Below are 24,484 nucleotides of genomic sequence, written 5' to 3'. Positions count from 1 at the left end.
GCCGGACGCGCCAGCCGCCGCTTGCCGGACAATGTCGGCCATGGGACCGCCGATCGCCTCCACCCCCGACAGCACGGGCTACCAACGCCGCGAATTCATGGTCGTCAAGATCCCGGTCGTCGAGGACGTGGACGACCGCTGGCACCAGCGCGAGGAACGCATCGACCAGGCACTGCGCGCCGACGGGCTGGGCTCGGTGCTCGGCTGGGGCGACTCGCTCGGGGAGCCGACGCGGCGCGGCCGGCGCCGCGTCGCGTTCACCCGGGTCGACATCGACATCTCGGACATCGCCGCCGGACGGGCCCTGCTGCAGGCGGCGCTGCCGGCGATCGGCGTGCCGCCGGGCACCGAGATCCACTACTCGATCGCCCGGGTCCGCTTCGCCGACATCTACGCGCCGCCCGAATGGCTGCTGGAGCGCCCGCAGGACTAATCCCGCAGGCCGACTAATCCTGCAGGGCGGCGACCTGCTCGGCGTAGGCGGTCTCGATGCGCTGCAGCCGGGCCTGGCGCGCGGCCTCGCTGACCCACTGCGCGTTCAAAGCGCTCTGCCGGGCGAGCTGGTATTGCAGCCGGGCCGCCGGGAGCAGCGCCTTGTTGTCGGCGGCGACATAGCCCAGCGACGCCCGCAGCGACTTGAGGACCTCGCGCTGGGCCTCGGCGCGCGGACCCCGCCCGCGCCCGTAGCCCACCAGGAAGGCGCGCAGCTTCTTCTGGAGTTCCGGCGGCACGTCGCTGCGCACCAGCACCTGGGCCGGCGGCGTCGGCTCCGACTGCCAGATCACCTGCAGGCGCCCCGCCTCGGCCGGGAACTGCGCGCGGAAGCGCTCGAAATCGGTGGTGTTGTTGGTCGCCACGTCGGCGTCGCCGTTGGCCACCGCCAGCGCCGTGGTCTGGTGGGTGCCGACGATCTCGCTCTTGAAGCGGGTCTCCATCGCGATCCGGTTCGGCAGGAAGAGCTGGACCTGCGGCAGGATGAAGCCCGACACCGACCGGCTGTCGCCGCGCGCCAGGCGCCATTGCTCGGGCCGGGCCAGCAGGTCGGCGAGCGGGTCGGGCGGCCCGCCCTTGCGCACCAGCAGCACGGCGCGGTGGTCCGGCGTGCCGCCATGCCGCTCGACCTGGGCCAGCACCACCATGCGGCGCTGGGTCACGGCATCGAGCGCGAGCTGCGCCGACAGCAGGCTCAAGTCGACCTGGCGCTGCCGGATGGCCTCGCCGAGCGCCTCGTAGGTGGTGGCCGAGTGCACCGTCACGGGCCGGCCCAGCGCACGGCTGAGCTCGGCCAGCAGCGGGGTCCAGCTTTCGCGCGACTCGACCACGCCGCCGACCGGCAGCACGCCGAAGCGCAACTCGGCCGGCGCGGCCTGCGCCGCGGCAGCGGCGTGCCAGCCGAGCGCAGCGGCCAGCGCCACGCCCGCGATCGCCAGGGCGCCTCGTCTCAGCATGCCGTCACGGTGCCCCCGAACGCAACGCCGCCACCTGCTCGGCATAGGTGGCTTCGATGCGCTGCAGCCGCGCCTGGCGCGCCGCCTCGTTGACCCACTGCGAGGTCATGGTGCTTTGCCGCGCCAGCTGGTAGGCCAGCTTGGCGGCCGGCAGCAGCGAGCTGTTGTCGGCCGCCACGAAGCCGGCCAGGTCGTGCAGCGACTTCAGCACCGCGCGCTCGCTGTCGCCGCGCGGGCCCTTGCCCCGCGCGTACTCGACCAGGAAGAGCTGCACCTTCTTCTCGAACTCGGGCCCGTAGCCGCGCCGGATCACGATCTGCGCATGCGGAATCAGTTCCGACTCCCAGATCACCTGCAGCCGATCGGCTTCGGCCGGGAACTGCAGCCGGAAGCGTTCGAAGTCGGCCGTGTTGTTGGTGGCGACGTCGGCCTCGCCGTTGGCCACCGCCAGCGCGGTCACCTGGTGGGTGCCCACCACCTCGCTGCGAAAGCGGGTCTCCATCGCGATGTGGTTGGGCAGGAAAAGCTGCAGCTGCGGCACGATGAAGCCCGACACCGACCGGCTCTCGCCGCGCGCCAGGCGCCAGCCTTCGGGCTCGGCCAACAGCTCCTTGAGGGTGGTGCGGGGGCCCGACTTGCGCGTCAGCAGCAGCGCGCGATAGCCCGGCAGGCCGTCATGGCGCGTCACCTGCGCCACCACCTTCATGCGCCGCAAGGTCACGGCGTCGAGCGCCATCTTGCCTGACAGGAAAGCCATGTCGACCTGGTCGCGCTGGATCGCCTGCTCCAGGGCCTCGTACGAGGTGACCGACAGCATGGTGACCGGCCGACCGATGGCGCGCTGCAGGTCCGCCAGCAGCGGCTCCCAGTCGTTGCGCGACTCGAAGGCCCCGCCCAGCGGCAGGATGCCGAAGCGCACGGGGGTGCCGGCGCCGGCCTCGGCCCCGCCGGCCGCCTGCGCCGCCGCCCCGAGCTGCCAGCCCAGGGCCAGCGCGAGTCCGGCGCGCAGCATCCAGGCCGCCACGCGCGCCGCACCGGCCCGGAACCGATCCGGCCGGGAAACCGCGACAACAGGGGAAGCGCAGAGGACGGGAGCCTGCATCTTTTTCTGGACCGCATCGGCCCGACGAGCCGAATGGGCTGGTCAAGCGAGTGCTGACTACAACACAATTAGAAACCAACTTAAGCAGTAAACGTGTCATTTTCATTGATCCATGCGCAACGGGGTGCCGCTCAGTGGCTGACAGCCGCAGCCGTTCCAGCTCCTCGATGAGCTGGTCCTTCCGCGCCCTGCGCCTGCTGGCCGGTCTGACACTGGCGCAGCAGCTGGTCCTGCTGGCGCTGTTGCCGGCCACCGTGGCGACCCTGGGCGCGATCGCGGTGCTGACGCGCCAGCACCTGGAGAACCTGACCGCGCTGATGCGCGCGAACGCCCAGACGGTGGCGCTGCAGGTCGCGACCGTGGCCCAGTCGCAGATGCAGCACATGGACCGCCGGGCGCTGCAGCGCACCGCGTTGTCCGGCAGCTTCCAGCCGCACGTGCAGCAGGTGCAGATCTGGTCGGAAGAAGGCGAGATCGTCGCCAATGCCGAAACCATGGACCGGCAGCGCGGGGAGGGGGTGCAGGTGGTCGCCCCGATCACCGGCGATGACGGCAGGCACAACGGCAAGGTGATGGTGGAGATGAGCCTGGAAGCGGTCGCGAGCGCCAAGCAGGCGGTCTGGCTCAATGTCGTGATCGTCCTGGGCGCCAGCCTGGCCGGGGTCGGGCTGGCCGGCTGGTGGGCGGCGCGGCGCATCAGCGCGCCGATCCAGGCGCTCGGCGAGGCGGTCGACCGGCTCGGCGCCGGCGAGGACGCGCAGGTCGAGATCGAGGGTTCGGCCGAGGTGCGGCGGCTGCAGCACGGCTTCAACCTGGCGGCCCGGGCGCTGCTGGACAGCCGCAACCAGCTGGAGAGCCGCATCGTCAACGCCACCGCCGAGCTGGCCAGCAAGAACCAGCAGCTGGAGGTCGCCAGCCAGGCCAAGACCCGTTTGCTGGCCGCCGCCAGCCACGACCTGCGGCAACCGCTGCATGCGCTGACCTTGTTTTCGGACGGCCTCGCCAAGGGCGAGACCGATCCGGTGCGGCTGCAGCGCATCGGCCACATCCGGGAGTGCGTCGAGTCGCTGGACCGGCTGTTCTCCGAACTGCTGAACCTCTCGCAGCTCGACGCCGGCGTGCTGCAGCCGCAGTGGACCGACTTCGCACTCGACACCCTGTTCGACGAAATCAGCCGCAACTTCCGGGCGGTGGCCGAGCAGAAGAACCTGCGGCTGGTGGTGCGCAAGACCGAGGCCTGGGTGCGCTGCGACTACGTCATGCTGTCGCGGATCCTCAACAACCTGGTCTCGAACTCGCTGCGCCACACCACCGAGGGCGGAATCCTGGTCGGCGCCCGGCGGCGCGGCAAGGCGATCCGCATCGACGTCTGGGACACCGGCATCGGCATCGCGGCCCATCACCAGCCGCGGGTCTTCGAGGAGTTCTACCAGGTCGACCCGCAGGGCCGGCAGGGCGGCAGGGAATCGCGCGGGATGGGGCTGGGCCTGGCCACGGTGCAGCGGCTCGCGGCCCTGCTCAACACCCGGGTCGAACTCATTTCCCGGCCCAACAAGGGCACCTGCGTGCGGGTGCCGGTGCGCGCCACGGCACCCGCGCCCAGCCTGCCGGCGCCGCCCGCGCAGCCGTTCGGCCCGCCGGCCGATGACGATGCCGGCCTGGCCGACATGGTGGTGCTGGTGATCGACGACGAGCGCACCATCCTCGAGGGCCTGCAGGTCGTGCTGGCGAACTGGGGCGCGCGGGTGCTGGCGGCGCAGAGCCGTTCCGAAGCCCTGGCACTGGCCGACGCCTGGGACCGGCCGCCCGACATCGTCGTGAGCGACCTGCTGCTGCAGGGCGGGGACAACGGGCTCGACGTGATCGCGGCGCTGGAACGCCACCCGCGCGGCATCGGGCCATCGACCGCGCGGCTGCTGGTGACCGGCGAGACCAAGCCCGACCGTTTGCGCGAAGTCGCCAGCGCCGGCGTCGCGGTGCTCTACAAGCCGGTCTCGCCACGGGTGCTGCGCCAGGCCATCAACATCCAGCTGGCCGCGGTGCGCAGCGCCGCCGCGGCACTGTAGGCGCCCGCCGTCGGACGCGCCCGTACGTCGTCCGGCATAGACCGACAGGCTGCGGATTTTCGCCTGCGTTTCCCACAATGCGGCAGGCCGCGGGGCGACATAAGCCCTCTGCCTTATCGCGCCGAAACAGCCGGCTCCGTACATTCATTGGACCTCTCACCCCTGCGGAAGCAGTCCCGATGTTTGCCTGCCGTTTCCCTACGCTGCTTCGAGCGCAGCGCGCCCTTGTCGCCGTGTTCTGTGCAGCCTGGCTGTGCGGCGGCGCGCAGGCGGCCGGGCTGACGGTGCTGATGGCCGACGAGACCGCCGCCCATGCCGAATTCGTGCGCCAACTGCGCGACGCCCAGGAGGCCGACAGCCGGTTCGACCTTATCCACCTGGCGGCCGGCGAAAGCAGCCTCGACGAGCACGCGCCCGGCATCACGATGGCGGTCGGCATGAGCGCGGCGCGCTCGGCGATCGAGCGGCCCGGCCAGGATCCGCTGGTGCTCGCGATGCTCAGCCGGCTCGACTACGAAAGCCTCAAGGCCACGCCCGCCCTGCGGCGGCCGGAGCGCCAGATCGGCGTGCTGCTGCGCGAACCCGCGATGGCCGACCAGCTCGCGCTGATCGATGCACTGCTGCCGTCGAAGCGCCGGGTGGGCGTGGTCGCCACCGCCGAGTCGGAGCCGATCGTGAGCGAATTGCTGCGCGCCGGCCAGGGCTGGGACCTGCAGGTCGAGTACGCGCCGGACGCCAAGTCGCTGGCGGTGGTGCTGCGCCTGCTGGTGTCGCGCAGCGACGCACTGCTGGTGCTGCCCGACAAGATCGGTGACAGCCAGGCCGCCACGCTGGCGGTGCTGCGCGCCGGCGCCAGTGCCGGCCTGCCGGTGTTCGGTACCAGCGATGGCCTGGTGCGCTCGGGTGGCCTCGCCGCCATGGTGGCGACGCCGGCACAGCTGGCCCGGCAGGCGCAATCGCTAGGTCGCAAGCTGGAGGCGTCCGGCACGGCCCCCGGCGTGCGGGTCGAGGTCGCCGCGCCGGCCACGGTCCGCGTGAACACCACCGTGGCGCGCGGCCTCGGCCTGCGCCTGCCCGACGAACGCGAACTGACCGCGCGGGTGAGCGCCCTCCGATGACCGCCCCGAGCCACCGCCTCGCCGCCCCCGCGCCGATCGTGCGGGCCAGCGACCCGCCGGTTGCGGAGCGTCGGGCGCTGGTGGTCGGCGCCAGCCTGCAGCGCGACCTGTTCCGCCTGGGCGTGGTGCCGTGCGTGGCGGTGGCGCTGGCGCTGACCGCATGGTTCACCCAGGGCCGGCTGGCGACGCTCGAAGCGGCCTTCGATGCCGAGGGCGAGGCGGTGGCGCGCCAGGTGGCGGCGATGTCCGACTTGAGCTTATATGCCGGCGACCTGCCGGCGCTGCAGAACGTCGCCAACGCCGCCCTGCGCGGCGGCCAGGTGACGCGGGTCGAGATCAGCAACAGCGCCGGCATCTACGTCACGGCCGGACCGAAGACCGCGCCGCTGGCCCAGCTGCGCATGTTCACCGCGCCGGTCACGCTGCGCGAGGCCTCGCGCGCCAACGCCTTCGCGCCGGCCGGGTCGACCGCCTCCGGCGAGACACCGATCGGCCTGGTCCAGACCTTCCGCGACACCACCGCCTACGATCGCGAACGCACCCGCTCGCTGATGGCCGGCATCGGCGTCGCGATCATCGCGCTGCTGGCCGCCTGGGCCTGGGTGCGCCATACGGCGCGCGCGGTCGCCCAGCCGCTGCGGCGGATCTCGCGCACCGTGGCGGCGCTGGAATCGGGCCGCTTCGACGCCCGCTGCAACGTGGTGGCCGAGGACGAGGGAGAGCGCGAAGCCGGCGCCCGCGACCGTCGCGCCCGGCACGAGTTCGCCAACCTGGCGCACGACATCAATCGCCTGGCCGAGCGGCTGCAGCGCAACCGCCAGGCGAGCGAGGAGCGGGTGCGCGAAGCGACCGCGGTCGCACTGCAGCGGATGGCCGAGGCCGAGCAGGCGGCACTGTCCCGGGCCCGGTTCCTGGCGGCCGCGAGCCACGACCTGCGCCAGCCGCTGCACGCCATGGGCCTGTTCATCGACGGCCTGTTGCCGACCGCCTCGACGCTCCAGCGGCCGGCTGTGCTGCGGCTGCAGGAAGCGACCGAGTTCATGGGCGTGCTGCTCGACGACCTGCTGGAGATCTCGCGGCTCGACGCCCAGGTGCTGACGCCGGCGATCAGCGGCGTCTCGCTGGCCACGCTGTTCGACCAGCTCGAGGCCCGGCACGCCGCGCCCGCGGCCGCCGCCCGGGTGCAGTTGCTGTGGCGCGATCGCGGCCTGGCGGTGCGCAGCGATGCCGCGCTGCTGCTGCGGATCGTCGGCAACCTCGTGAGCAACGCGGTGCACCATACGCCACCCGACGGCACGGTGCTGGTGACCGCGCGCCGGCGCGGCGACGCGGTGCGCATCGAGGTGCGCGACAACGGGGTCGGCATCGCGCCGATCCACCAGACCCGCATCTTCGAGGAGTTCTACCAGGTCGCGAACACCGAGCGCGACCGGCGCCAGGGCTTCGGCCTCGGCCTCGCGATCTGCTCGCGCATCGCGGCCCTGCTCGGCGCTCGCATCTCGGTGCGCTCGGCGCTCCAGGCCGGCAGCACCTTCGCGATCGAATTGCCGCTGGCGAGCCCGCGCGAGGTGGTGCCGGTGGCGCCCGAAGCACCGGCGTCGGCGCCGCTGGCGGGCCTCCACTGCCTGGTGGTGGACGACGATCCGGCGATCCTCGAGGGCAGCCGGACCTTGCTCGCGCAATGGGGCTGCCAGGTGGATTGCGCCTCCAACCAGGCCGAGGCCCTGGCGCAGCTCGGCACCGGCGGCGCGCACTTCGACGTCGTGCTGTGCGACCTGCAACTGGCCCACGACGAGGACGGCATGGAGGTGCTCGCGGCGGCGCACCGGCTGCAGCCGGACGCGCTGCCGGTGCTGGTGTCGGGCGCCACCGGGCCCGAGGCGCTGCAGCGTTTGCGGCAGGGCGGCGTGCTGCTGCTCACCAAGCCGGTGGCGCCGGCCAAGCTGCGGGCGCTGCTGTCGACCCGGCGCAGCACTGTCATGGCCTGACTTGAATTCGAAAGCATTCCTTGTCGAATCAACTTGTTGGTTGGCTGTGACATAGCGCCCGAACAGCGCATGCGCCAGCACGACGATTCGCCATGTTTAAGGCACGCCATTGATACCATTTGTATCTTTACCCCGGTCCGCAGGCTGCGGAAAGGATGAGTTGGGACACATGGAACCGATGCACTGGGAGTACATGGGCGCGCTGGGCGGCGTGATCGGCATCGGCTGGCTGGTCGTGGTGCCGATGTACCGTGGCTGGAACCACCTCAACGACAAGATGACCGCCCGCGTCAAGCGCAGCGTCCGAATGATGTCCGAGTGCGAAGAGCGAATGAACCCGATGACCACCGGCGCCGAGGCCGGTCCGACGGGCTCGCGGCTTCGCTGAGCGCGTCAGCCCGGCGCGCGGCCCGGCGCCGTCAAGACCGGGTCCATCGCGGTTCCGAGCCCGAAACGCACGCTCTCGCCCTCCACCGTCACCGCACAGCCCAGCCCGTCGGCCAGTGCCTGCAGCGCGATGGCGTCGATCGCGAGCGCGCGCGGCGCCCGGTGGGCGCCGGCGATGGGCTCGACCGGCGCCGCGGCGCCATGGCTGGCCACGAAGCGCAGCCCGTCGCCGCCCACGGCCTCGACCCGGATCTCGCCCAGGTTGGGCACGCTGTCGTGCAGGTGGCCGAGGGCGCCCAGCGCCATGTAGCGCAGCGCCGCGGCGGCCGGAAAGCGCGGCTCGCCTTCGACCGGCGCGAGCCCCTCGCCGAGCCTCAGCCCGATGCCGTTGAGCTCGAACGCCACCCGCATCAAGGTCGTGCACTGGGCCACCAGTGCGCTGCGCGTGATGCCGTCGTCATGGGTGGCCAGCTCCCAGTCGCGCAGCGAGCGCACGCCGCTGGCCAGCGCCGCCACCTGGTCCTCGATCAGCGCCACGCGCTCGGCCATGGCGGCGGCATCGGGGGCGACCTCGGCCACGTTGGCGAGCTGGCGCTTGAGCAGCAGCACGCCCATCCGGATCACCGACACCGGGGCCGCCATCTCGTGGCGCAGCGCCGGCAAGGCGCGGGTCAGCAGCTCGTGGCGCACCCCTGCCGCCATCCAGCTGCGCGCTCCGGGCGAAGACTTCATCGAGCCGTCATCCCGCCAGCGGCCGCGCCAGGATGCGATCGAGGACGTCGAAATCGATCGGCTTCTGCAGGTGGTGGTCGAACAGCCCCGCGGCGTCGCCGGCCTCGTCGGCGGCGTAGCCCGAGATCGCGACCAGGAGCGGCGGCTCGCCGCGGGCGCTGGCGCGCAACTGGCGCGCCACCTCGGTGCCGGGAAAATCGGGAAGGGTGAGGTCGACCAGCGCGGCGTCGAAGCGCTGCTGGGCGGCCACATCGAGCGCCTGCTGGCCGGTGTAGGTGCAGCATGCCGTGTGGTCCTGCAGCACCAGCAGCTCCTGCAGCAGGTCCGCCGCGGCGTGGTTGTCGTCGACGATCAGGACGTTCACTTGCAAATCTCCACCAAAGCAAAGTTCCAGAGTATCGGGCTGGCAAGCGCAATGGCGGTGTAGGACGCCGCCCCGCACCGTTCAGGCCGCCGGCGTGTCGGCGCTCAGCGGCAGAATCACGCTGAAGGTGGCGCCCTGCCCCGGCGCACTCGCCAGTTCGATCTCGCCGCCGTGCGAGCGCACGATCTGGCGCGCGATATAGAGGCCCAGCCCCAGGCCCGGGGCCTGCCGGCGGCTGTCGTCGGTGCGCTCGAACTGCTCGAAGATCCGCGCATGGTCCTCGGCCGCGATGCCCGGGCCCTGGTCGCTGACGCTCATCCGCGCGCGGCCCCCCTCCTGGCGCACGCTGACCTCGACCTGCTTGCCGCCACCGTAGCGCAGCGCGTTGGTGATCAGGTTGGTCAGCACCTGCTCGATGCGGAACTCGTCCCACACGCCCGGCACGCCGGCCGGCGCTTCGAGGCGGATCGGTGGGCCCACCGCCTCGGCCTGCTGTGCCAGGCTCTCGACCACGCCGCGCGCCAGCTGCGCGAGGTCCACCGGCCGGGGCTGGATCGACAGGGCGCCGCTGCGCATGCGGGTGACGTCGAGCATGTCGTCGATCAGCCGAACCATGTTCTGGATCTGGCGCTGGTCGCGCTCGATCATCGCCGGCAGGCGGTCAGGCGCGAAGGGCGCCATGTTGTTCTTCGACAGGTGCAGCTTGCGCACCTGGGTCTCGAGGTAGAGCGTGTTGAGCGGCGTGCGCAGCTCGTGAGAGACCATCGACATGAAGTCGTCGCGCATGCGCACCGCGCGCTCCAGCTCGCGCTGGGTGCACTGCAGCTGCTGCACCAGCGCCTCCTGCCGGCGGTGCGACACGGCCAGTGCGTCGATCTCGTGCTTGAGCGCCTTGCGATGCCGGTACAGGTCGACGAAGACGCTGACCTTGCTGCTCACCGTCTGGGCATCGAGCGGTTTCTGCAGGAAGTCGACCGCGCCGCTCTCGTAGCCCTTGAAGGCGTAGTTCATCTCGCGCCCGGCGGCGCTCACGAAGATGATCGGGATGTGGCGCGTGCGCTCGGTGCCGCGCATCATCTCGGCCAGTTCGAAGCCGTTCATGCCCGGCATCTGGACGTCGAGGATGGCGAGCGCGAACTCGTGCTCCAGCAGCAGCGCCAGCGCCTGCTCGGCCGACGACGCCTGGTACACCGGCCGCCCCGGGCCGCGGATCAGCGCCTCGAGCGCCAGCAGGTTTTCCGGCAGGTCGTCGACGATCAGCAGCTTGCTTTCGACATCAATGGGCATGGGCAGCATCCAGTTCCAGCAGAAGCGCGCGGATCTCGCGCAGGGGTAGCACGAAATCGGGCGCGTGGGCGGCGATGGCCGCGCGCGGCATGGTCGGCACCAGGGCCTCGGCCGGGTCCTGGACCACCGTCAGTCCGCCGGCCTGGTGGATGCGCAGCAGGCCCTCGGCGCCGTCTTCGTTGGCTCCGGTGAGCAGCACGCCGGCCAGCGCCGGGCCATAGGCATCGGCCGCCGAAGCCATCAGCACGTCGATGGCCGGCCGCGAGAACAGCACAGGCGGCTCGCAGCTCAGCGAGAAGCAGCGGTCGCGCTCGATCGACAGGTGATAGCCGGGCGGCGCGAAGTACAGCGTGCCCTGCGCCACCGGCGCCTTGTCCTCGGCCTCCAGGACCGGGAACGGCAGCCGGTGGCGGAAGATCTCGGCCAGCCGGCTTTCATGGGCCTCGGGCAAGTGGATCACGACCGCGGTCGGCAGCCGCCAGCTGGCCGGCAGGTCGCCGAGCAGCGCGATCAGCGCGTCGACGCCACCGGCCGAGGCGCCGACGACCACGGCCTCGATCCGACGCGGCGGCAGCGGACTGGCGGTCATGCGGCAACCTCCGTGCTTCGCACTGCGGTGCGAGCCCCCTTCGGAGCGGCCGGGCGGGGGCTCATGAGGCCTTCCGGTAGATGCGCTCGGCGCGCGCCAGCACCCCGAAGCGTTCGGCATAGCCGGAGAAGTCGATGCTCTCCTTGGCGCCGAGGCCGAGAAAGCCGCGGTGGCACAGCGACTCGTGGAACAAGCCCAGCGCGCGGTCCTGCAGGGCCCGGTTGAAGTAGATCAGCACGTTGCGGCAGGACACCAGGTGGGTCTCGGCGAACACGCTGTCGGTCGCCAGGCTGTGGTCGGCGAAGGTCACGTCGGCGCACAGCGAGGGATCGAAGCGGGCGGCGTCGTAGGCCGCGGTGTAGTAGTCCGAGAAGGCGCGCTGGCCGCCGGCGCGCTGGTAGTTGGCGGTGTAGTTGCGCACCGACTCGAGCGGAAAGATGCCCTGGCGGGCCTTCTCGAGCGAAGCCGGATTGATGTCGGTCGCATAGATGCGGGTGCGCTCGAGCAGGCCTTCCTCGCGCAGCAGGATGGCCAGCGAGAACACCTCCTCGCCGGTGCTGCAGCCCGCCACCCAGACCGTCAGCGACGGATAGGTGTGGAGCACCGGCACCACCTGGCGCCTGAGCGCCAGGAAGTAGGCCGGGTCGCGGAACATCTCGCTGACCGGGATCGTGAGGTATTGCAGCAGCTGCGCGAACAGCGTCGGGTCCCGCAGCACGCGCTCCTGCAGCGCCGAGATGTTCGGCAGGCCGAGCTGGCCCAGCGCATACAGCACGCGCCGCTTTTGCGAGGCGCCGGTGTAGTCGCGGAAGTCGTAGCTGTACTTGAGGTAGATCGCCTCCATCAGCAGGCGCAGCTCGATCTCCGTGGCGCTCGGCGGATGCAGCGCGCGTTGCACCGGGTCCGTCTTCACAGCCGCTCCATCTTCGGCATCCACACGCGCAGCAGCGAGAACAGCCGGTCGAGGTCGACCGGCTTCGCCAGGTAGTCGTTGGCGCCGGCCGCCAGGCACTGCTCCTGGTCGTCCTTCATGGCCTTGGCGGTGACCGCGATCACCGGCAGTTTCTCGAAACGCGGGTCCTGGCGCAGCCGGCGCGTGGCCTCGAGGCCGTCCATCTCCGGCATCATGACGTCCATCAGCACCAGGTCGATGTCCTCGACCTGGTCGAGCTTTTCGAGCGCCTCGCGGCCGTTGCGGCCGATCTCGACCGTGGCGCCGCGCTGCTCCAGAGCGCTGGTGAGGGCGAAGATGTTGCGTACGTCGTCGTCCACCAGCAGGATGCGGCGGCCCTCGAACACCCGGTCGCGGCCGCGCGAGGTCTTCAGCATGCTCTGGCGTTCGCTCGACAGGTCGGCCTCGACCTTGTGCAGGAACAGCGTGACCTCGTCGAGCAGGCGTTCGGGCGAGCGCGCGCCCTTGATGATGATCGAGCGCGAATAGCGCAGCAGCTCGGCTTCCTCGTCGCGGGTCAGGTTGCGCCCGGTGTAAACGATCACCGGCGGGAACGACACGATCTCCTCGGTCGCCATCCGCTTGAGCAGCTCGCTGCCCTGCATGTCGGGCAGCCGCAGGTCGGTGATCATGCAGTCGAAGACGCGGCTGCGCAGCAGCGCCAGCGCCTCCCCGCCCGACGCCACCGCGGTGATCACGACGTCGTCATCGGCGATCAGCTTCACCACGCTGTCGCGCTGCAGCGCGTCGTCCTCGACCAGCAGCACCGTCTTGACCTTCTGCGTCAGCTTGTCCTCGAACTTGCGGAACACGGCCTTCAGCTGGTCGCGCGTGGTCGGCTTCAGCGCATAGCCGATCGCGCCCATGTGCAGCGCCGCCTCGGCGCTGTCCTGGGCCGACACCACGTGGACCGGGATGTGGCGGGTCAGCGGATCGTCCTTGAGGCGCTGCAGCACGCCGAGGCCGGGGCTGTCGGGCAGCCCCATGTCGAGCAGGATCGCGTCGGGCAGGAACTGGGTCGCCAGGCTGAAGCCGTCGGCCGCGCCATGGGCGATCAGGCAGCGGTAGCCGAGCTCGTGCGCGAGGTCGTAGAGGATGTGGGCGAACTGCGGTTCGTCCTCGATCACCAGCACCCGCCGGGCCTGGTCGCGCGGCAGGGCGCGATCGTCGGCGAACTGGGGCGCGGGGATCGCCGCCGCGACCGGGGCCGCAGGGGCCGGCGGCGCCGGCGGCAGATCGGCGCGGGCCGGCGCGGGGGGCGCCTTGGGCGCCGCCGTCGCTTCGGCCTGCGGCGACCGCGCCGGCAATTGCAGCGTGAAGGTGCTGCCGGCGCCGGGCACGCTGTGCACGTTCAGCGTGCCGCCGAGCAGGCGGGTCAGGTCGCGCGAGATCGACAGGCCCAGGCCGGTGCCGCCGTAGCGCCGGCTGGTGGTGCCGTCGGCCTGGCGGAAGGCCTCGAAGATCACCTCCTGCTGGTCGGCCGGGATGCCGATGCCCGAATCGGACACCGCGAAGGCGGCTCCCCCATCGGCCGTGCCCGACACGGTCATTGCGACCTCGCCACGGTCGGTGAACTTGAGCGCGTTCGACAGCAGGTTCTTGAGGATCTGCTCGACCCGCTGCCGGTCGGTGACCAGCGAAGCCGGCGCGTCGGGACGGATGTCGAGCCGGAAGCCGAGCTGCTTCTGCCCCGCCAGCGGGGCGAAGTTCATGCGCAGGCTCTCGCCGAGCCTGGCGAGCGGCACATGCTCGGCCACCACGTCGAGCTTGCCGGCCTCGACCTTGGCGATGTCGAGGATGTCGTTGATCAGCACCAGCAGGTCGTTGCCCGAGGCGTAGATCGATTCGGCGAACTTCACCTGCTCGGCGTCGAGGTTGCCCCGCGGGTTGTCACCCAGCAGCTTGGCCAGGATCAGCGCGCTGTTGAGCGGCGTGCGCAGCTCGTGCGACATGTTGGCCAGGAACTCGGACTTGTAGCGGCTCGCGCGCTGCAGTTCGTCGGCCCGCTCCTCGAGGTCGCGCTGGACCCGGCGCAGCGCGGCATTGCGCTGGTCCAGCGCCTCCGTGCGCTCCGAGAGCTGGCTGTTGGTCTGTTCAAGTTCGGCCTGCTGGTTCTCCAGCGTGGCCTGCGAGGCCCGCAATGCGCGCGACTGCTCCTCGAGCTCCTCGTTGGCGGTGCGCAGCTCTTCCTGCTGGACCTGGAGTTCCTCGTTGAGCTGCTGGGTCTCGGCCAGCGCGTCCTGCAGTTGCTGGCGATAGCGCACCGCGCCGACCGCGCTGCCGATGGTGGCGGCCACCAGGTCGAGCAGCTGCAGGTCGCGCTCGTTCGGCGGGCGCGGCAGGCCGAGCTCGATCACGCCGTTGACGACGCCGTCGTTCTGGACCGGCAGCAGCACCGCGGCCGCCGGCGCCATCTCGCCAAGCCCCGAATTGACCTTCAGGTAGTCGGCCTGCACCGGCTCGACCCGCAGCAATCGCCGCTCCGACGCCGCCTGCCCGACCAGGCCCTCGTTGGGAGCGAACACCTGTGGCGAGGCCTCGGCCGCGGTCGAGAAGCCATAGCTCGCGATCCGGTGCAGCGCGCCATGGCGCTCGCGCAGGTACATCGCGCCGACCAGGCTGCCGACATGGCGCGAGAAGAAGGCCAGCACCTTGCGCCCCATCTCCTGGGCGCCGGGCTCGCCCACCAGTTCGGCACCCAGCTCGGTCTGGGCGCTGCGCAGCCAGGCCTGCTGCCGCAGCGTCTCGGCATGCGCGGCCTGCTCGCCCAGCGCCGCGTCGTAGCTGTCCGACAGGCGCAGCAGCTGGCGCCGGCCGAAATAGGCCAGCAGCCCGGTGGAGGCCAGGGTGAACAGCACGAACAGCGCGACGATCGCGATGCTGGTGTTCGTCACTTCGTTGTTGCGCTGGAAGCGCAGGTTGCGCTCGGTGTCGACGAAGGCCGCGAACTCGGCGCGCATGTCGTCGGTCAGGCGCTTGCCGCGGCCCAGGCTCACCGCCTGCTGGTAGTCGCCGCCGTTGCGCCGCAGGGCGATGGTCTCGCGGGCGAAGTCGTTCCACGAGGCCTGCAGCGCAGCGATGCGGTCGACCCGCGCCGCCTGCGCGGGGTTGTCGGACACCAGGGCCTTCAAGGCGCCGAAGTCGTCTTTCACGCGCGCCAGGGCGCTGTCGTAGGGCTCCAGGAAACTCTCGTCGCCGGTGATCAGGAAGCCCCGCATGCCGGTCTCCATGTCGATGCTGCGGCGCTGCAGCTCGGTCGCGCTGCCCGTGACGCGGTCGGTGTGCTCGACCCAGCCGATCACCGACAGCAGGTAGAGGATCAACCCGACGAAGACCACGGCCCCGACCACGCCGCCGATCAGCGGCAGCTTCAGGTTGCGGCTGAGCAGGCGCTGGAATTCCTCGGGGTCGATCGCGGAGGGAGTTTTCATGGAGTCGGAGATGGACGAAGCAAAACCCGAGAAGCGTGCCAGACCCGGCGGCCGAGCCCTGTCGGATAAGGCCGCGAACTGGGCCGCCGCGCCTTGCGATGCGGCAGCGCCGCGCTACCCTTGCCCCATGGACATCTTCGACGAACCCAAGATCGACTGCCACAACCACATCCTCGACCCCAGGCGCTTCCCCTATGCGAGCGACACGCACTACGCGCCGGCGGGCCAGGAGACGGGCTCGGCCGATCTCTTCCTGGCCGTGATGGCGGCCCATGGCGTGCAGCGTGCCCTGGTCGTCGGCCCCAACTCCGGCTACGGCACCGGCAACAACGCCTGCCTGCTCGACGCCATCGCGCGCAGCCAGGGCCGCATGAAGGGGATTGCGGTGGTCGACAACGGGATCGCGCTCGACGCACTGGCCGAGCTGAAGGCGCAGGGCATCGTGGGCGTGGCCTTCAACCCCTCCTTCCTCGGCGTCGACTACTACCTCGGTGCCGGCGCGCTGGTCGGCAAGCTGCGCGAGCTCGGCCTGCTGCTGCAGGTACAGGTCGAGCGGGACCAGCTGCCCGCCCTGCTGCCGCTGCTGGCGGACGCCGGCGTGCCGATCCTGATCGACCATTGCGGCAAGCCCGATATCGCGGCAGGCCTGCGGCAGCCCGGCTTCCAGGCGCTGCTCGGCCTGGGACGATCGGGCAAGGCCTGCGTCAAGCTGTCCGGCTTCGCGAAGTTCTCGGGCCAGCCGCATCCGCACCAGGATGTCTGGCCCTTTGTTCGGGCCCTGGCCGAGGCGTTCACGCTCGAGCGCTGCCTGTGGGGCTCCGACTGGCCCTACCTGAGGGCGACCGAACGAATCGACTATGGCCTACAGCTGAAACTGATGGAGCAGCTCTTCCCGGATGCCGGCGAGCGCCGGAAGCTGTTCTGGGAAACGCCCCGACGGCTTCTTGGATGGACCGACTGAGCCGCGCGGCGCCGGAAAGGAACCGCCATGGACCCCACACCCCTCCACCCTCCCCCGGGCCGCTCGCTCAAGGCGATGTGGGCCACCATCGGCGCCCTCGCCGTGGCGGTCGCGGCGCTGGGTGGCGTCCTGCTGCACCAGCAGGCCCGCAACGCGGACTCGGCGCCGGCTTCACCGGTGGCCGCGGCGCCGCCGATGCTGGCGCCCGCGCCCGATGACGGCAAGCCCGGCCTGGTGCCGGCCGCGCCGCCACCGCCGGTCGTGGCGCAGGCGCCCGCCCCCGTTCGCGCGCCCGACGTGCTGCCGCCACCTGCCGCGCCGGCAGCAGCAGCCGCCGCCCCCCCGGCGCCGCGCCCGGTGCCGGTCTGCGCCACCTGCGGCCACGTCGAGTCGGTCCGCCCCGTGCAGCGCCAGGTTCCGGCCACCGGTGTCGGCGCCGTGGCCGGCGGTGTGCTGGGTGGCGTCCTGGGCCACCAGATCGGCAATGGCAACGGCCGCACCGCGGCGACGGTGATCGGCGCGGTGGGCGGCGGCTTCGCGGGCAACGAGGTCGAGAAGCGCTACCACACCGCCACCGTCTACGAGGTCGGGGTGCGGATGCAGGACGGATCGCTGCGCACCGTCGAGACCGCCACGGCGCCGCCGGTCGGCAAGGCGGTCACGCTCAAGGGCAAGCTGCTGCAGCCGGCCGACGGCCACAAATAAGCTTCAGGCCGGCACCGCGTCGACGTTGGTCCGGTCCCAGTGCCGGTGCTTCGCGATCGCGGCGACGAAGTCCTGCGCCACCTGCTGCGCGGCGCTGGCATCGCCCAGGTTGGTGACCGGGGTCGCCGCCACGACCACGCCCGACGGCGCCGCCTTCGGGTCGGCGCCGATGCCCAGCGTGGCCAGCAGTTCGACCCCCTCGCCCACGGTGCAGATCGCCTTGCAGTGCTTGTAGGCCTCGAGCACGAAGTGCACCGCGTCGCCGTTGGCCGCCAGCGTTCGGGCGCCCTCGGCCCCGGCCGGCACCAGCACGGCGTCGAACATCACCGATGGCATGTTGACGAAGGTCGCATCGACATCCAGCTGGCGCTTCGAGGCGCTGGCGACCGTGCCGAGCCGCGGTCCGACCAGCTTGCACTGCGCGCCGGCCTGCTCGATGCCCTCGCGGATCGCCTTCAGCGACGCCGAGTCGACCCCGTCGGCGACCAGGATGGCGACCTTGCGGGTCTTGATCGAGCCGTTGCCGGTGTCTGCCATGCTGAGCGCCCGCGATTCGTCGATCGGCATCGTGAAGCGGTGGGCCCGGAAGCCCGCGCGCCCGGCCGCGGCCTTGGCGTCGGGTGCGTTGATGCCCAGCACCTCTGCCACGCGCCGCGCCAGCTTCTCGTCCACGTGCGCCAGGTTGTCGACCATGCGCTGGCGCACGGCCGGCACCTCGACCTTGGACAACTCGAAGCGGAAGGCCGCGATGATGTGCTCCTTCTCGGGCGCACTCTGGCTGTTGAAGAAGAGCCGGGCCTGCGTGAAGTGATCGTCGAAGGACGGACTGCGCCGGCGCAGCTTGGGCGGCTCCAGTTCCTCCGGGAAGGACTGGAAGCCGGCGCTGGCGCCATCGACCCGGAACTCCTTGCCGTCGCCCAGCGAATTCGGCTCATACGCCACCTGGCCGCGCGCGATGGTCTGCCGGTGCATGCCGTCGCGCTGGAAGTTGTGGAAGGGGCAGACGCCCTTGTTGATCGGCAACTCGTGGAAGTTGGCGCCGCCCAGGCGCGAGATCTGCGTGTCGGTGTAGGAAAACAAGCGCCCCTGGAGCAGCGGGTCGTTCGAGAAATCGATGCCCGGCACCACGTGGCCCGGATGGAACGCGACCTGCTCGGTCTCGGCGAAGAAGTTGTCCGGGTTGCGGTTCAGCACCATGCGGCCGATGCGCTGCACCGGCACCATCTCCTCCGGAATCAGCTTGGTCGGATCGAGCAGGTCGAAGCCGAAGGCATGTTCCTTGTCCTGCGGGATCATCTGCACGCCGAGTTCCCATTCCGGGAAATCGCCGGCCTCGATCGCCTCCCACAGGTCGCGCCGATGGAAATCGGCGTCCTTGCCGGCGATCTTCTGCGCCTCGTCCCAGGCGAGGCCGTGGATGCCCAGCTTGGGTTTCCAGTGGAACTTGACGAAGTGGCTCTCGCCGCGTGCGTTGACGAAGCGGAAGGTATGGACGCCGAAGCCCTCCATCATGCGCAGGCTGCGCGGAATGGCGCGGTCCGACATGGCCCACATCAGCATGTGGGTGGTCTCGGGCATCAGCGAGGCGAAGTCCCAGAAGGTGTCGTGCGCGCTCGCCGCCTGCGGCATGCCATGGTGCGGCTCCGGCTTGACGGCGTGGACCAGGTCGGGGAACTTCATCGCGTCCTGGATGAAGAACACCGGGATGTTGTTGCCCACCAGGTCGTAGTTGCCTTGCTGGGTGTAGAACTTGACCGCGAAGCCGCGCACGTCGCGCACCGTGTCGGCCGAGCCTTTCGATCCCGCCACGGTCGAGAAGCGCACGAAAACGGGCGTCTTCACCGCCGGATCCTGCAGGAACTCGGCCGCCGTGAATTGCGACATCGACTTGTAGACCTCGAAATAGCCGTGCGCTGCGGACCCCCGGGCATGCACCGCACGCTCGGGAATGCGCTCGTGGTCGAAGTGCGTGATCTTTTCCCGCAGGATGAAGTCCTCGAGCAGGGTCGGCCCGCGCGGCCCCGCCTTCAGCGAGTTGTGGTTGTCCGGCACCTGCAGGCCCTGGTTGGTGGTCAGCCGGGCGACGTTGTCGCTGGTGAAGGCAGCCAGTTGGTCCTGCTTGGCCTGGCTGCCGTCGCCCGGCTTCGGGCGACGGCCGGCGGCCGCCTTGTTCTGTTGCGTCATCGGGGTGTCCTCGGGTTTTCGCAGAACGACGGCCGGCGACCGGGCCGCGGTCCATACTGCGGGTGATGCCTCAGCTTAAAGTCGGGCCGGCGCGCAGCACGTAGTGGGCGCGCGCTCCCGGCTGTCGGCGCTGCGAGGCGATCACGGTAGGACCGCACCGACGATCCCTCGCGATGGCCTACGCGGTTTCGGGCGGCCCTGCCCACGCGACGCCGCGGTGCACTTCCTTACGATGAAGTACGTCCCGGCCGGCATCAAACCTGCTTTACCAGTTTTTCTCCACCAAAGGTCCGCGCACCATGCTCATCAGAATCGGATTCGACATCGAGCTCGGGGTCACGGCGCCGACGGCCCTCATCTACATGCTGCAGCTCCATCCTTCGCGCGCAGCCGACCTCCAAGGCAGCGAGCAGCTCACGATCAGCCCGCCGCTGCGCACCGACCACTACACCGACAGCTTCAACAACCACTGCGCCCGCGTGGCGGTGCCCGCCGGCGTGAGCCGCGTGCGACTGCGCAACGAAGCGGTGGTGTTCGACACCGGCTGGCCGGACCCGGTGTGCCTCGGCGCGATCGAACATGCGCCCGCCGACCTGCCGCTGGAGACGCTGCAGTTCCTGCTGCCGAGCCGCTATTGCGAGGTCGACAGCGAACTGCTGCAGTTCGCCTGGGCCCAGTTCGGCGGCGTGCCGCAGGGCTGGCAGCGGGTGCAGGCGATCTGCGACTTCGTGCACAGGCACCTGCGATTCGACTACCAATGCGCCCGCGCCACGCGCACCGCGCTGGAGGGCTTCCGGGAGCGTGTCGGCGTCTGCCGCGACTTCACGCACCTGGCGATCACGCTGTGCCGCTGCATGAACATCCCGGCGCGCTACGTCACGGGCTACCTGGGTGACATCGGCATTCCACCGGTGCCGTATCCGATGGACTTCAGTGCCTGGTTCGAGGTCTACCTGGGCGACCGCTGGCACACCTTCGATGCCCGGCACAACACGCCGCGCATCGGAAGGGTGGTGATCGCGCGGGGCCGCGACGCGGCCGACGTGCCGATCACGATGGTGTTCGGCGTCAACACGCTGCAGCGCTTCGAGGTCACGACCGACGAGGTGATTGCCTAACTCGCACTGAAGTGCGCCCCGGCCATCACAAACGGAATCACCAGTTCGGGAACCAGGTACGCGAGCCAGACCCGGCGCGGCTCGGGCAGGCCCACCTTCGAGATCGACAACAGTCGGCCCAGGCCCGCGAGCAGCACGCCCAGGGCGATCAGGTAGACCAGGAAGCCCTGCTGGCGGACCGTGACGCCGGCCCAAAGGCAGATCAGCCCCATCGAGAAATAGACGCCCGCCATGAAGCGGTGAACGTTGTCCAGGCGCGGACTGGTGTCCGGTTGGCCGAGCACCATCTGCACGGTGCCGCCGAACAGGGCGATGGCGGCCACGAGGAACAGGCAGGCACGCACGATGACCTGGCTGACGAGGAGGGGGGCGTCGGGCGTCATGGAGCCTCTTTCTGGTGATCCGTTGCCGCATTCTGCCCAAGGCTAAGATCCGGCGAACCCCACTGCAGAGGAAGGTGCCGGATGCTGCGAACAATCCTGGCTTCGAGCCGCTACATCATGATCGTCCCCGTGATCGGCACCTTCCTGGGGTCGATGGCGCTGATCCTGTACGAGGCCATGGCGCTGTACGCGAGCTTCATCGACACCATCCGCGACGGCACCGTCTCGGCCAAGGCGGTCAAGATCTTCGCAGTCGGCATCGTCGAGGCGGTCGACGTCTTCCTGATCGCCATCGCGGTCTACATCATCAGCATCGGCCTCTATTCGCTGTTCATCGACGACAAGCTGCCGCTGCCCAAGTGGCTCGAGGTCCACAACCTCGAGGACCTCAAGGGCAACCTGGTCAGCGTGGTCATCGCGGTGCTCGCCGTGCTGTTCCTGCGCGAGGTCGTGGCCTGGGACGGCACCAGCGCCATCGCCGCGTTCGGCGCCGGCATGGCCCTGGTGATCGGCGCCCTGACCTTCTTCCTCGTCAAGAACAACGCCCGCCGATGACGCAAGGCCCGCCCCGCGAGCGCAGGCCACGGGCACCGACGGCGAGCGCAGCCTCGTCGACTTCGCCCGCCGGCACTTCGATCGTCACCTCGATCGGACCCGGCGCAGCGAAGGCCTCGACCCCGGCATCGATCCGGCCGAGGACGTGGAAGCCGCCGCTGATGGCCTGCCCGTCCTGGCGATAGAGGATCGCCAGGTCGGGGCCGGGCGCCCAGCAGATCATGTCGCCGACCTCGTAGGCCTGGGTCCGCGTGCCGCTCGCCGAGACGGCCGAGGGCAGCGGGCCGAATTTCTCGCGCCTGAACAGGTCGTGCAGCGTGAGCGTCAGCGGCAGCATGGCGACGAACTCCTGCGCCGCCCGGTTGTCCGCCAGGGTGGCCGGGATCACCTGGCCATTCAGCTTCAGATGGATCTTCATGTCTGGCCTCCCCGGCCCAGCTGGAGCTCGCGCAGGCGCTTCACGTCGCGCGCGGGGGGCGAGCCGAAGAAGCGGCTGTATTCACGATTGAACTGTGACTGGCTCTCGTAGCCGACCCGATGCCCCGCCGTGGCGGCGTCGACGTTCTCGCTGATCATGATGCGCCGCGACTCCTGCAGCCGCAGCTGCTTCTGGAACTGCAGCGGACTCATCGCCGTGACCGCCTTGAAGTGCTGGTGCAGCGACGACACGCTCATGTGGACCTCGTCCGCCAGGTCTTCGACCCGCAGCGCCTGCTGGAAGCGCTGCGAGAGCACGCTGATGGCCTGGGCGATGCGCTGGCTGTGGCTGTCGACCATCGCCATCTGGGCCAGCCGCCAGCCGTCGGGCGCCTTCAGGAGCCGGTACAGGATCTCGCGCGTGATCAGCGGCGCCAGCGCCGGCACGTCCTCGGGCGTGTCCAGCAGCCGGGTCAGGCGCAGCAGCGGGTCCAGCAGGGTGGTCGACAGGTCGCCGGTGAAGATGCCGCGCGGAGAGCGCCGGTTCGGGAGCGCGGCGTCGAGCTGCAGGTCCAGGCCGAGCGCCGCGATGTCCTTGACGTCGAAACTCAGCCGCAGGCCGAGGTACGGCGCCTCCGGCGAGGCGTCGACCACCTGGCCCGACACCGGCAGGTTCTGCGCCACGACCAGGTACTGGCTGCTGTCGTAGATGTAGACATCTTCGCCGAGCAGGACCCGCTTGCTGCCCTGCGCCAGCACGCAGAACGCCGGCTCGTGGATCGCATGCACCGGATGCTGCATCTGCGAAGCCCGGGCCAGGAGCAGGCGCGGTATCGCGGTCTGATGGGCGCCGTCGACGACGGTCATCCGGTCGATCAGCGCGGCGAGTTCGGCCCGCATCACGGTGGTCTGAAGTTGCTCGACGGGGCGCTCGCCATGCAGCGATCGAGGGGTGGAAGTGAACATGGAGCGAAGCTTAGGCATCTCGCGCCCGCTTGTCTCGGCCCGGGCGCGTCTGCCGGACCATCGTGCAAACATCCTCCAGAATCCTGCAAGCGGAAGGCTTCGCGGCGACGCGGCAGCCTGGGGCGACAATCGGCGCGTCGTTCGAAATCACCGCCAAGATGCCGCCCCCACAGTACCTGTTCCTCAGCCTTGCGGACCCTGCGTCGTCGGGCGGCCCTGCGCGCGTGCTGAATGCCGCGGGCCGATGGGCCCTGCAGGGCAGTGCGCGATCCCCCCTGCTGGCGTGGCCCGCGACCGAGGCGCCTGCCGCGCAGGCGGCGGCCGAGCGCGCGTCCGCGGCGCGCGGCCGCGCCGTCGCCGTGCGGGCGCAAACGGATGCCGGCGGGGTCGACGGCAGCGAGATCCAGCTGTTCGACGATGCCTTCGAGGCGGCGCTGCTGGGGCCCGCCGCCCACAGCGAGGCCAAGGCCCGACGCCTGCGCACCGAAGCCGAGAAGCTCGATGCGTTCTGCATGATCGTGCGTGCCGCCTCGGCCGCACCGGACCAGCAGGCCTTCGCCCAGGTCGGTCGGGCGGCGTCGAAGGCGTTGCAAGCCAAGTTCGGCGGCGGATCGATCACGTCCGCATTCGCGTGGCTGGCCGGGCCGGCGGGGCAGGCAGCGCTCGAGAGCCTCCTCACCGGCGACATCGAGCCCACGGGCGTGCTGTCGATCGCGCAGATCGTCGAGGCCGCGCGGCTCGCGCAGCAGGCGGAGCAGCTGCGCGAGAACCGCTGAGGGGCCTCAGCCCAGCGGGTCGAAGCCGGGTGCCTGGCTCATCTCGGAAGGCTTGTAGATCTTGTGCTGCGCCGCCGGGCCGCCGGCGTCCGTGACCACCAGCAGGCGCCAGAGGGGATCGCGCGCCGAGGCCGTGCGCTCTTCGCCGGTGAGCTTGAAACCCGGCAGGCCCGAGGCGGTGCCTTTCACCGCGACCTTCAGCAAGGTCACGCCCTTGGCGTTCGACACCTCGAGGTCGAAGCCGATCTGCTGGGCGCTGACGTCCTCGGCCTTGTAGCCGTAGCCGCCGAAGTGACGCTTCACGTAGTCGAGCGCGGCGGCCTGGAGCTGCTCCGGCGAAGCGGCCTGCGCCGCCGCAGGGGCCGCCTCGGCCGGAGCCGGAACACCGCCACGCGCCTTGGCGGCCTGCACTTCGGCCTCGGTGGGCAGCCAGCCGCGCGGGCCGCGGACCAGCACCGCCAGCAGCTGGTCGGGCTCCCAGGAGGCGACGTGCCATTCGTCGTCGTCGCGCACCCGGGTCGACACCTTGGCGCTCTTGTTGGTCTCGAGTTCGGCGATCGGCACCCGGTTGGTCTGCACGACCGCCCTGAAGCCCTGGCCGGCGTCGAGGGTTCGCTTGAGCAAGGCCAGCCGGTCCTTGGCGCGCTGGACCTGGTTGGCCGTGCGCGCGCCGCCGCTCGCGCGGTGCTGGGTGTCCAGCGACTCGAGGTAGAACCAGCGTCCACCGGCGCCGACGCTGACATATTCGGCCCAGATGGTGGCGATGACGTTGTCGCCGGTCGCCATCCAGGCGTACTCGTAGGGCTTGTCGCGGGCATCGAACACGCCCATCTTGGCGACGATCTCGACCGGGGTGAGCCGTGGTCCTGACAGTCGCTTCTCATCGATGACAGCGAGTACCTGGGGGTCGACTTCCTTGTCCATTCAGTAGGCTTGTGGCGAGTTGGGGGGGTTG

23 protein-coding genes are annotated in these 24,484 nt (G+C 70.5%); 10 read left to right on the top strand and 13 right to left on the bottom strand.

All coding sequences use genetic code 11. The features are described from left to right. The first annotated feature begins 40 nt into the window (after window positions 1-40). Window positions 41-433: a hypothetical protein gene (locus AC1DF3_RS12610; protein ID WP_286533709.1), complete on the top strand. Its 393-nt coding sequence runs from the start codon at window positions 41-43 to the stop codon at window positions 431-433. 13 nt (window positions 434-446) lie between these two features. Here AC1DF3_RS12610 and AC1DF3_RS12605 read toward each other — a convergent pair whose 3' ends face one another. Next, complete coding sequence (locus AC1DF3_RS12605) at window positions 447-1,448, bottom strand: phosphate/phosphite/phosphonate ABC transporter substrate-binding protein (protein ID WP_286533707.1); 1,002 nt, start codon at window positions 1,446-1,448, stop codon at window positions 447-449. A gap of 4 nt (window positions 1,449-1,452) precedes the next feature. Beyond that, a complete protein-coding gene (gene phnD, locus AC1DF3_RS12600) occupies window positions 1,453-2,460 on the bottom strand; it encodes a phosphate/phosphite/phosphonate ABC transporter substrate-binding protein (RefSeq protein WP_478139807.1) in 1,008 nt (335 codons plus the stop codon). A 257-nt stretch (window positions 2,461-2,717) separates the two neighbouring features. Here phnD and AC1DF3_RS12595 point away from each other — a divergent pair, with 257 nt between their 5' ends. The 4 genes from AC1DF3_RS12595 to AC1DF3_RS12580 all read left to right on the top strand — a co-directional run bounded on the left by AC1DF3_RS12595 (window position 2,718) and on the right by AC1DF3_RS12580 (window position 8,110). Continuing rightward, window positions 2,718-4,616, top strand: a complete 1,899-nt coding sequence (locus AC1DF3_RS12595; protein WP_286533703.1) for an ATP-binding response regulator — start codon at window positions 2,718-2,720, stop codon at window positions 4,614-4,616. A 179-nt stretch (window positions 4,617-4,795) separates the two neighbouring features. Beyond that, window positions 4,796-5,734: an ABC transporter substrate-binding protein gene (locus tag AC1DF3_RS12590; protein ID WP_478139795.1), complete on the top strand. Its 939-nt coding sequence runs from the start codon at window positions 4,796-4,798 to the stop codon at window positions 5,732-5,734. Further along, a complete protein-coding gene (locus tag AC1DF3_RS12585; RefSeq protein WP_286533699.1) occupies window positions 5,731-7,722 on the top strand; it encodes an ATP-binding protein in 1,992 nt (663 codons plus the stop codon). The genes AC1DF3_RS12590 and AC1DF3_RS12585 overlap by 4 nt, the downstream gene beginning before the upstream one ends. A 169-nt stretch (window positions 7,723-7,891) precedes the next feature. Continuing rightward, window positions 7,892-8,110 carry a hypothetical protein gene (locus tag AC1DF3_RS12580; RefSeq protein WP_286520044.1) on the top strand — a complete coding sequence of 73 codons (219 nt, stop codon included), beginning with the start codon at window positions 7,892-7,894 and terminating at the stop codon, window positions 8,108-8,110. A 5-nt stretch (window positions 8,111-8,115) separates the two neighbouring features. On the opposite strand, the gene AC1DF3_RS12575 is transcribed toward AC1DF3_RS12580, so the two are convergent. The 6 genes from AC1DF3_RS12575 to AC1DF3_RS12550 all read right to left on the bottom strand — a co-directional run bounded on the left by AC1DF3_RS12575 (window position 8,116) and on the right by AC1DF3_RS12550 (window position 15,464). Continuing rightward, the gene (locus AC1DF3_RS12575) at window positions 8,116-8,841 is read right to left on the bottom strand and encodes a hypothetical protein (protein WP_286533697.1); all 726 of its coding nucleotides are present in this window, start codon (window positions 8,839-8,841) and stop codon (window positions 8,116-8,118) included. A 7-nt stretch (window positions 8,842-8,848) separates the two neighbouring features. After that, window positions 8,849-9,205 carry a response regulator gene (locus tag AC1DF3_RS12570; protein WP_286533696.1) on the bottom strand — a complete coding sequence of 119 codons (357 nt, stop codon included), beginning with the start codon at window positions 9,203-9,205 and terminating at the stop codon, window positions 8,849-8,851. 81 nt (window positions 9,206-9,286) lie between these two features. After that, the gene (locus AC1DF3_RS12565) at window positions 9,287-10,492 is read right to left on the bottom strand and encodes a hybrid sensor histidine kinase/response regulator (RefSeq protein ID WP_478139794.1); all 1,206 of its coding nucleotides are present in this window, start codon (window positions 10,490-10,492) and stop codon (window positions 9,287-9,289) included. Next, complete coding sequence (locus tag AC1DF3_RS12560; RefSeq protein WP_286533692.1) at window positions 10,482-11,081, bottom strand: chemotaxis protein CheB; 600 nt, start codon at window positions 11,079-11,081, stop codon at window positions 10,482-10,484. The genes AC1DF3_RS12565 and AC1DF3_RS12560 overlap by 11 nt, the downstream gene beginning before the upstream one ends. A gap of 61 nt (window positions 11,082-11,142) precedes the next feature. Then, a complete protein-coding gene (locus AC1DF3_RS12555) occupies window positions 11,143-11,994 on the bottom strand; it encodes a CheR family methyltransferase (protein WP_286533691.1) in 852 nt (283 codons plus the stop codon). Then, window positions 11,991-15,464 (bottom strand): response regulator, encoded by a 3,474-nt coding sequence (locus tag AC1DF3_RS12550; protein ID WP_478139793.1) that lies wholly within the window; start codon window positions 15,462-15,464, stop codon window positions 11,991-11,993. The genes AC1DF3_RS12555 and AC1DF3_RS12550 overlap by 4 nt, the downstream gene beginning before the upstream one ends. 127 nt (window positions 15,465-15,591) lie before the next feature. Here AC1DF3_RS12550 and AC1DF3_RS12545 point away from each other — a divergent pair, with 127 nt between their 5' ends. Further along, window positions 15,592-16,425, top strand: coding sequence for an amidohydrolase family protein (locus tag AC1DF3_RS12545; RefSeq protein WP_478139792.1), 834 nt, complete (start codon window positions 15,592-15,594; stop codon window positions 16,423-16,425). 27 nt (window positions 16,426-16,452) lie between these two features. Beyond that, complete coding sequence (locus tag AC1DF3_RS12540) at window positions 16,453-17,130, top strand: outer membrane lipoprotein (RefSeq protein WP_478139791.1); 678 nt, start codon at window positions 16,453-16,455, stop codon at window positions 17,128-17,130. Between the two features lie 3 nt (window positions 17,131-17,133). Here the strand turns inward: AC1DF3_RS12540 and katE are convergent, their stop codons facing one another. Beyond that, window positions 17,134-19,338 (bottom strand): catalase HPII, encoded by a 2,205-nt coding sequence (gene katE / locus AC1DF3_RS12535; protein ID WP_478139806.1) that lies wholly within the window; start codon window positions 19,336-19,338, stop codon window positions 17,134-17,136. Between the two features lie 275 nt (window positions 19,339-19,613). Here katE and AC1DF3_RS12530 point away from each other — a divergent pair, with 275 nt between their 5' ends. Next, the gene (locus AC1DF3_RS12530; protein WP_286533684.1) at window positions 19,614-20,432 is read left to right on the top strand and encodes a transglutaminase-like domain-containing protein; all 819 of its coding nucleotides are present in this window, start codon (window positions 19,614-19,616) and stop codon (window positions 20,430-20,432) included. Here AC1DF3_RS12530 and AC1DF3_RS12525 read toward each other — a convergent pair. Continuing rightward, on the bottom strand, window positions 20,429-20,815 hold the full coding sequence (locus AC1DF3_RS12525; RefSeq protein ID WP_286533682.1) for a DUF4345 family protein: 387 nt from the start codon (window positions 20,813-20,815) through the stop codon (window positions 20,429-20,431). The genes AC1DF3_RS12530 and AC1DF3_RS12525 overlap by 4 nt on opposite strands. Window positions 20,816-20,896: 81 nt before the next feature. Between AC1DF3_RS12525 and AC1DF3_RS12520 the strand changes: the two genes are divergently transcribed. Further along, entirely contained in the window at window positions 20,897-21,370 is a 474-nt protein-coding gene (locus AC1DF3_RS12520; RefSeq protein ID WP_286520025.1) for a YqhA family protein, read from the top strand. Here the strand turns inward: AC1DF3_RS12520 and AC1DF3_RS12515 are convergent. Both AC1DF3_RS12515 and AC1DF3_RS12510 read right to left on the bottom strand, forming a co-directional pair. Continuing rightward, window positions 21,348-21,788, bottom strand: a complete 441-nt coding sequence (locus AC1DF3_RS12515) for a cyclophilin-like fold protein (protein ID WP_286533680.1) — start codon at window positions 21,786-21,788, stop codon at window positions 21,348-21,350. The genes AC1DF3_RS12520 and AC1DF3_RS12515 overlap by 23 nt on opposite strands. After that, complete coding sequence (locus AC1DF3_RS12510; protein WP_286533679.1) at window positions 21,785-22,753, bottom strand: AraC family transcriptional regulator; 969 nt, start codon at window positions 22,751-22,753, stop codon at window positions 21,785-21,787. The genes AC1DF3_RS12515 and AC1DF3_RS12510 overlap by 4 nt, the downstream gene beginning before the upstream one ends. A gap of 158 nt (window positions 22,754-22,911) precedes the next feature. Here AC1DF3_RS12510 and AC1DF3_RS12505 point away from each other — a divergent pair, with 158 nt between their 5' ends. Then, window positions 22,912-23,529, top strand: coding sequence for a hypothetical protein (locus AC1DF3_RS12505; RefSeq protein WP_478139790.1), 618 nt, complete (start codon window positions 22,912-22,914; stop codon window positions 23,527-23,529). Window positions 23,530-23,535: 6 nt separating this feature from the next. On the opposite strand, the gene AC1DF3_RS12500 is transcribed toward AC1DF3_RS12505, so the two are convergent. Next, window positions 23,536-24,453: a hypothetical protein gene (locus AC1DF3_RS12500; RefSeq protein ID WP_286533676.1), complete on the bottom strand. Its 918-nt coding sequence runs from the start codon at window positions 24,451-24,453 to the stop codon at window positions 23,536-23,538. Window positions 24,454-24,484 lie beyond the last annotated feature (31 nt).

The organism is Variovorax sp. 10N432 (assembly GCF_056394465.1).
Note: the sequence above shows the minus strand (reverse complement) of the source record. Positions and strands in the feature narration are given on the sequence as shown.

Bases quoted from the DNA above. Each gene is read 5' to 3' on its own strand.
- AC1DF3_RS12540 (WP_478139791.1), top strand. From the start codon at position 16,453: ATGGACCCCACACCCCTCCACCCTCCCCCGGGCCGCTCGCTCAAGGCG.
- AC1DF3_RS12585 (WP_286533699.1), top strand. From the start codon at position 5,731: ATGACCGCCCCGAGCCACCGCCTCGCCGCCCCCGCGCCGATCGTGCGG.
- AC1DF3_RS12550 (WP_478139793.1), bottom strand. From the start codon at position 15,464: ATGAAAACTCCCTCCGCGATCGACCCCGAGGAATTCCAGCGCCTGCTC.
- AC1DF3_RS12565 (WP_478139794.1), bottom strand. From the start codon at position 10,492: ATGCCCATTGATGTCGAAAGCAAGCTGCTGATCGTCGACGACCTGCCG.
- AC1DF3_RS12595 (WP_286533703.1), top strand. From the start codon at position 2,718: ATGAGCTGGTCCTTCCGCGCCCTGCGCCTGCTGGCCGGTCTGACACTG.
- AC1DF3_RS12505 (WP_478139790.1), top strand. From the start codon at position 22,912: ATGCCGCCCCCACAGTACCTGTTCCTCAGCCTTGCGGACCCTGCGTCG.
- AC1DF3_RS12560 (WP_286533692.1), bottom strand. From the start codon at position 11,081: ATGACCGCCAGTCCGCTGCCGCCGCGTCGGATCGAGGCCGTGGTCGTC.
- phnD (WP_478139807.1), bottom strand. From the start codon at position 2,460: ATGCTGCGCGCCGGACTCGCGCTGGCCCTGGGCTGGCAGCTCGGGGCG.
- AC1DF3_RS12520 (WP_286520025.1), top strand. From the start codon at position 20,897: ATGCTGCGAACAATCCTGGCTTCGAGCCGCTACATCATGATCGTCCCC.
- AC1DF3_RS12610 (WP_286533709.1), top strand. From the start codon at position 41: ATGGGACCGCCGATCGCCTCCACCCCCGACAGCACGGGCTACCAACGC.
- AC1DF3_RS12515 (WP_286533680.1), bottom strand. From the start codon at position 21,788: ATGAAGATCCATCTGAAGCTGAATGGCCAGGTGATCCCGGCCACCCTG.
- AC1DF3_RS12510 (WP_286533679.1), bottom strand. From the start codon at position 22,753: ATGTTCACTTCCACCCCTCGATCGCTGCATGGCGAGCGCCCCGTCGAG.
- AC1DF3_RS12605 (WP_286533707.1), bottom strand. From the start codon at position 1,448: ATGCTGAGACGAGGCGCCCTGGCGATCGCGGGCGTGGCGCTGGCCGCT.
- AC1DF3_RS12525 (WP_286533682.1), bottom strand. From the start codon at position 20,815: ATGACGCCCGACGCCCCCCTCCTCGTCAGCCAGGTCATCGTGCGTGCC.
- AC1DF3_RS12500 (WP_286533676.1), bottom strand. From the start codon at position 24,453: ATGGACAAGGAAGTCGACCCCCAGGTACTCGCTGTCATCGATGAGAAG.
- AC1DF3_RS12580 (WP_286520044.1), top strand. From the start codon at position 7,892: ATGGAACCGATGCACTGGGAGTACATGGGCGCGCTGGGCGGCGTGATC.
- AC1DF3_RS12590 (WP_478139795.1), top strand. From the start codon at position 4,796: ATGTTTGCCTGCCGTTTCCCTACGCTGCTTCGAGCGCAGCGCGCCCTT.
- AC1DF3_RS12545 (WP_478139792.1), top strand. From the start codon at position 15,592: ATGGACATCTTCGACGAACCCAAGATCGACTGCCACAACCACATCCTC.
- AC1DF3_RS12575 (WP_286533697.1), bottom strand. From the start codon at position 8,841: ATGAAGTCTTCGCCCGGAGCGCGCAGCTGGATGGCGGCAGGGGTGCGC.
- AC1DF3_RS12530 (WP_286533684.1), top strand. From the start codon at position 19,614: ATGCTCATCAGAATCGGATTCGACATCGAGCTCGGGGTCACGGCGCCG.